This window comes from Oceanivirga salmonicida, from assembly GCF_001517915.1.
Classification (GTDB): Bacteria; Fusobacteriota; Fusobacteriia; order Fusobacteriales; family Leptotrichiaceae; genus Oceanivirga; species Oceanivirga salmonicida.
Genome location: NZ_LOQI01000077.1, coordinates 1 through 6,743, shown reverse-complemented (window position 1 = coordinate 6,743; position 6,743 = coordinate 1). Strand labels below are relative to the sequence as shown.

Annotated in this window: 4 protein-coding genes; all 4 read right to left on the bottom strand. The window is 26.3% G+C overall.

The window, feature by feature from the left end:
- Window positions 1-100: 100 nt before the first annotated feature.
- Window positions 101-1,159, bottom strand: a complete 1,059-nt coding sequence (locus tag AWT72_RS07605) for an ABC transporter ATP-binding protein (protein WP_067143227.1) — start codon at window positions 1,157-1,159, stop codon at window positions 101-103.
- Between the two features lie 11 nt (window positions 1,160-1,170).
- Window positions 1,171-2,838: an ABC transporter permease gene (locus AWT72_RS07600; RefSeq protein ID WP_067143223.1), complete on the bottom strand. Its 1,668-nt coding sequence runs from the start codon at window positions 2,836-2,838 to the stop codon at window positions 1,171-1,173.
- A gap of 23 nt (window positions 2,839-2,861) precedes the next feature.
- A complete protein-coding gene (locus tag AWT72_RS07595) occupies window positions 2,862-3,896 on the bottom strand; it encodes an ABC transporter substrate-binding protein (protein ID WP_067143220.1) in 1,035 nt (344 codons plus the stop codon).
- 210 nt (window positions 3,897-4,106) lie between these two features.
- Window positions 4,107-6,422 (bottom strand): polysaccharide lyase 8 family protein, encoded by a 2,316-nt coding sequence (locus AWT72_RS07590; protein ID WP_067143217.1) that lies wholly within the window; start codon window positions 6,420-6,422, stop codon window positions 4,107-4,109.
- Between the last annotated feature and the right edge of the window lie 321 nt (window positions 6,423-6,743).

The following is a 6,743-nucleotide window of genomic DNA, read 5'->3' as shown; positions in this document are numbered from 1 at the left end:
TTTAAGTGAGCCTTCACAGTTTTTTTTATAATTTTCCTACTAATTTCCCTACTAATAAAAAACTAGTAAAAAGTCACTTCTCTTTACTAGTCATATTTTTTTATACTACATAATGTGCTTTACCATTTTCTATGCACAAATAACATTCACCACTTAAAATCTCATTTTCACAATCAAAGTTATCTACTATCCATTCTTTACCTGCTTTATCTTCAACAAAATATCTTATTTTTTCACCTAAAAATGTCGAATATTTTATATTTGCTGGTAAACAAGCATGATCAATAAGTTTTTCTTTTTCTATTTTTATAGATTCAGGTCTTATACTATAACATATATCGACTGCTTCATCATCTTTACAATTACCTTTAATCATTTCTCCTAGATACTCTATTGCATAATAATCATCTATTTTTTCTTTTTTTCCTTCAATAAAATTAGTAGTTCCTATAAACTGTGCTACAAATTTAGTTTTAGGCTTATAATATATATCTCTTGGACTTCCAATTTCTTGTATTAGTCCTCCATTCATTACAATTATCATATCAGACATAGATAACGCTTCTTGTTGATCGTGTGTTACATATATCATACTTAATCCTAATTTTAACTGTATTTGTCTTAATTCTACTCTAACATTTTCTCTTAATTTAGCATCAAGATTACTTAAAGGTTCATCTAACAATAACAATTCTCTATTATTTATCAATGCTCTTGCTATTGCCACCCTTTGTTGTTGTCCACCAGATAATTGATTTGGGTATCTTTTTTCAAGCCCTTTTAAATTAAGTAAGTTTAATACTTCATCTACTCTTTCTTTAATTTCTTGTTTATTTATTTGTTGTACTTTTAGACCATATGCAATATTTTCATAAGCATTCATGTGTGGAAATAAAGCGTATTCTTGAAATACCATTGGAGTATTTCTTTTTTGTGGTGAAATATTATCAATTCTTTCTCCATTTAGTAAAATCTCTCCTGAATCTACATTATAAAATCCAGCTAGCATTCTAAGAACCGTTGTTTTTCCGCATCCAGATGGACCTAAAAAAGTTACAAATTTTCCTGGTTCTATGTTTAAAGAAAAATCTTTGACTACCCTATTATTACCAAATATTTTATTTATTTTTTTTATTTCAAGTAAATATTTTTTCTCCATTTTCATCTCCATTATAAGTTAAATATATTTATGTTATCTCTTAATATTAGTTTAAACAAACCAAAAGTTAATAATATAATAAGCATCATACCTAATGCTGTAGCACTTGCAACACCATAGAATCCATGCTCAGATAAACTTAAAATTTGAGCTGATGCAAGCTGTGTTTTAGGTGATATTAAAAATATTATGGTACTTAATGTATTCATCCCCTTCATAAAACTATATACAAATGTAATAGATATTTGATTTTTAAGCATAGGTAATATTACATTTTTGAACACTCCTATACTAGATGAACCTAAATTAGTCGCTGCCTCTTCTATTGATTTATCAATTTGTTTAAACCCTGCCACTGAATTTCTATAACCTACTGGTATTTGTCGTATAACCATTCCTATAATTACAATAGCAGCTGTTCCAGTTAAAAATAACGGTTTTTTATTAAATGATATTACTAATGCTAAACCTATAAATGTTCCTGGTAAAGATATAGGTAACATTGCAAGAAAATCTATTATTCCTCTACCTGGGAATTTTTTTCTAACATTTAAAAAAGCAAGTATTACTCCTACAACCGATGTTATAAGAGCTGCCGTCATGGCAAATAACCAGCTATTTCTAATTGGGTATGAATTAATAATTCCTTCATATAAATGTCTTGTTGTAAAAGTATAATTAACTCCAAAGGCTTCTGTAATAGAAAATGCCATAACAGAACCTACTATTAATAATATAACAAAACACATTATGAAAGAAAAAATAAATAACATTAACTTTGCACCAAATGAAACAAAATTTCTTTCAAGACCACTTGTAGGTTTTCCTGTTATAGTTACAAAAGATTTTTTATCTAAGTAATATTTTTGTATTAAAAATATTATTAACGATGGCAGTAATAAGAATAAACTTAATGCTGCCGCCATTGGTATATCAAAATTTCCTATAACTGTATCATAAGCTAATGTTGCTAATGTCTTATAATTTCCACCTATTAATAAAGGATTCCCAAAATCTGCTATCGCATTTATAAATACTAATAAAAATGCACTTGCTATACCAGGTGTTGCTAATGGTAAAGTAACTGTTCTAAATAATCTAAAACCAGATGCTCCTAAATTTTGAGCTGATAACTCTACATTAGGACTTATTGATTTTAAAACACCCGATATAGTTATATAAGCCAAAGGGAAAAATGCAATAGTTTGCACAATTAATAAGCCTATAGGTCCATATGGGTCAATTCTTAATCCCAATAATTTATATGTTATTATACCTCTACGACCAAATAACATTATAAATGCTAATCCTGTCATTATTGATGGAGCCATATTAGGTAATAATGATATTACTCTAAATATAGACTTTCCTGGTATATTAGTATAATTCATTGCATATGCGAATAAAAATCCAAATATTGTTGCTAAAAATGTAGCACTTAATGAAGAAATTATTGTATTTCTAAAAACTTTTAATACAAACTTATTCGTAATTGCTTCTATCCATATATTTTTGCTAGGAATTAAACTTAATTTTACAAATGGATAAACTATAATTATTATAAAAAATAAAAAAACTACTGCTAAAAGAAATGCCAAACTTGGATCTCTATAAATATTTTTTATGTCTACTATAAATCCTTTTTTTTCTTTTATTTTTTTGAACTCTTCATTCGCCATATTATCTCCATTTTCTATATTTTTTATTTAGGTTTAATTTCATTTAATTTTTTTAATAAGTCTTTTTTTAAAGAAGCTGCTTTAACTGGATCAAAATTTTTATTTATTGGTAATTCTGTTATTCTTTTACCACCTTTTGGTGCTTTACTATCAGGTCTTATTGAAATAACTTTCGATAACTCAACTAATGCATCCGATGATTCTTTATTTAATGAAAAATTGATAAATTCTTCTGCAATTTCAGGATTTGCTCCACCTTTAATTTTAGCAACTGGAACTATATTCCAACCAGCACCCTCATAAACTTGTCCTTCAATAGGGAAACCATGATCTTTAACAATTAATTGATCAGCCAAGAAATTAATAGTAATTAAATATTCACCTGTTCCCACTTTTTCTGCTGGAGTGTATCCACTTGAAGTAAATTGAGCTACATTTTCAAATAATTTACTTATAAATTCCCATCCTTTTTCTTCACCCATACTTTCTAATATTGAAGCTATTATAGTTAATCCTGTTCCTGATGTATTAGGGTCTGGTAGTATAATTTCACCTTTGAATGCAGGATTTAATAAATCTTCTAATTTAGTTGGTATAGGTATATCTTTAAATTCTTTCTCAAATCTTTCAGTATTAACTCCTATTGATAAAGCTTCTACATATATTCCTGTCCATGTATGATTTTTAGAATCTTTAAAATTATCAGGTGTTTCTTTTGAATTTTCAGGTTCAAAAGATTCTAATAGCCCATCATTAGCTACATTTTGTTGTGCATCAGCTGTTCCACCTATCCATACAGATGCTTGTGGTGATGAAGCTTCTGCTTTTATTCTTGTAACTGCTTGTCCAGTTGGCAATCTAATATAATTAATTTTTGCACCAGTTTGATCTTCAAATAATTCTGCTAATTTTTTAGCCATATCTTCATGAAAAGATACATAAATACTTAATTCTTTTCCTTCAAACTTTTTACCTGTTTTATTTTCAGTTGTTTCATTTTTAGTTCCACAACTTAATAATGTAATAAATAACATTAAAATTCCTAATATTTTTTTCATACTAATCCCTCTTTCTTAAATTTTTATCCAATAAAATATTTCATGATTATTTTAACTTGATTTATAATATTGTCAAATTTAAAGTTACCAAAGTTATCAAAATTATCAAATTTTTAATATAATAAAACCTGCTATAACTAAAAAAATACTTATCTAAAAGTCATTATATTTTCATATATTTTTTTTGATAAGTATTCTTGTTTTTAATGATTATTTTTTAGTTAAACCTACTGTTATTGATTGACCTAACTTAGGTAAATCTATTTCTAAATTTGTATTATTATTTATAATAGTTAATTTGACTTCTTTTATAAGTTTATCTAATTCATATTCACCTTTTATCTCTATTTTTGTAATTCCATTAATTTCATGTGTTGGATCACTTATTGTAAGTTCTAATTTATCGTTATTTTCTATTGCAATAAGTGATATAGTGCCATTTAATTTAATATTTTCTATTTCCAAATCATTATTAGCCCAAGAATTTATTGCTATTAAATTTTTTGAAGGAATTTTAATTACATGTGCCATATCATCTTGTTTTAATATTTCAATATCATTAATATTATAATTTGTTATTTGAGTTTTTGTAAAATTAGGTAATATCAAATAACTATATGTTGAATCAATAGGATTTTGCCCTTGATTTATTACGATTTGAAGATATTTCTTTGTTATTATATTTTGACTTTTACCACCAATATCTTCCCATTTCCCACTTCTATCTTCAATCTTAACTTCAACATTTTGATCTTGTAATAATATGTATCCTATATTTTCTTTTTTTATTGTATTTTCATACTCAATATAGTCACCTTTTTTATTTATATTTATTAAATCAATTAATTTTACTGAATTAACATATACTTCTGAATTATCTTTGGTATTTATTATCTTATTATCTATGACTGTAAAAATTGTATCATCTGTACTCTTAATATTTGAACCCATGGCAACAATTTCATTTCCTAATAACAACCAACTCTTTTTAGCTTCTGTTTTATCATTCCATGATATAAAATCCATTCCAATAAATCCAACTTGACCATTAGTAGAACCTCCTACCCAAGTTTTTGGACTTACTGAACTTCCAACTCTTCTTTCCCCACTTGAATTTATTCTTGCATTTCCACTTTCAGTAGTTCCTGCTAATAATAAATGATTTACAGTAGGCCAGAAATCAATATAACCCGAAGAATCATTTGCATAAATATATGTCATTCCATCTCCTGTATGCCAACCTTTTAAATTTTCCTTATTAATTGTTTCATAATTAGCTACTCTTTTTGAATGCATAGAAATGGCAAAACCACCACCATTGTCTCCTAATTGAACTACTCTATCCATTGCACTAAATATTTTAATTTTGTTTAAGTTAAGAGGTCCTACACTTGTATCGGCAATAATATCTTTAACTATACTTTTTAATGATAAATTCTTTATACTTTCTAATGTTTCATATAAATTATTTTCTAATATAACTTTTTTAACCAAAGATTTTAATTTATCTTTATAAATAGGACTCGCTCCTTCTGATATTGATGCTATTGACTCTATTATAATTCTTGCTCTATCTAAATCTGTTTCTTTATCTCTTGATATACCTCTTCCTCTAACAGAGTCATTTATTCCACCATTTATTAATAGATAAGAATTTCCTTCAAGTATATTGTTATATAAGTTATCAATATAAGGATTATTCATTTTAAATATAGTATTTTCAGTTATATAAGTGAATAGACTAAATCCATCTAAAAGTACTGCTCCATATGAACCGTTTGAAGACACATTAGTATGTTGAACAAAAGAACCATCATCATATAAACCATCACCTTTATCAACACTTTTAGCTACTATATCTACTGCATTTATTCCATCTCTAATTTCGTTTTCATCTTCAACTAAAATTCCTCTAATAAATGAAACAAAAGCTGTATCTAATCTATTTCCGCCCTCAGATAATCTTTTTACTTTTGCTGTTGAATAAATAGCCCCTGGACTTGCACCTGAATATCTAGGATCTGGCTGAAAATATCTTGATGCCTCTAATAGTTTTACTCTAAGTTTTTCTGGAACTATATCATATGCTATTACTAATGTTTCATTTAATGTTTTAGATATTCCTATTTCCCAAAACCACCAATTTCCATTTTCTCTACCGTTAATATAATATGCCTTATTGCTAAATATTTCTAATCCTTTTATTATATAATCTTTTATTTCAGTACTTTGATAATATTTTGAATTAGGTGTTTCATATGCTTTTGCAAAATTTCCAATGTATATGATAGTATCTCTTACTTGTTTTCCATCATTTAAATCTTTAAATTTTGTAAATACATAATCATCTGTAACATTTACTGCTATCACTTTATATGATTCGTCTGCACTTTTATCTTTTTGCTCAACATTTCTTTTTGCATCTTCTTTTGTTACATTTTTTAAAACTATACCTTGTGGTACACTTAATACAAATTCTTTAAATTTTAGTCTCATTGTCTCTATATCATTAACAACTTTTTTCATTTTGTTTCCTACTTTCTATAAATAATAGAGTAAAATTATCTATTATTTTTATTGACATGTTTAATAATTAGACCTACATATTAAATATGTAATCTAATTGTTTTAATTTTATTTGAATAAACTGTATTTCTTAAGTAAAATAATACCCGTATTATGTCCAATTTTTATGCTAAATCTATTTATTCCATAATCAATAAAATATAATTATTTTTCTATTACTTATGAAAATAATACTTATTCACAGTATATAATTGTGCACTGAAACTCTCACGACTAAAGTCGCAAGGTTCTTTGGTATTAGACTTCTATTAGTTTTACCTA

Coding starts and splice junctions, on each gene's coding strand:
- AWT72_RS07605 (WP_067143227.1), bottom strand. CDS start 1,159: ATGGAGAAAAAATATTTACTTGAAATAAAAAAAATAAATAAAATATTT.
- AWT72_RS07600 (WP_067143223.1), bottom strand. CDS start 2,838: ATGGCGAATGAAGAGTTCAAAAAAATAAAAGAAAAAAAAGGATTTATA.
- AWT72_RS07595 (WP_067143220.1), bottom strand. CDS start 3,896: ATGAAAAAAATATTAGGAATTTTAATGTTATTTATTACATTATTAAGT.
- AWT72_RS07590 (WP_067143217.1), bottom strand. CDS start 6,422: ATGAAAAAAGTTGTTAATGATATAGAGACAATGAGACTAAAATTTAAA.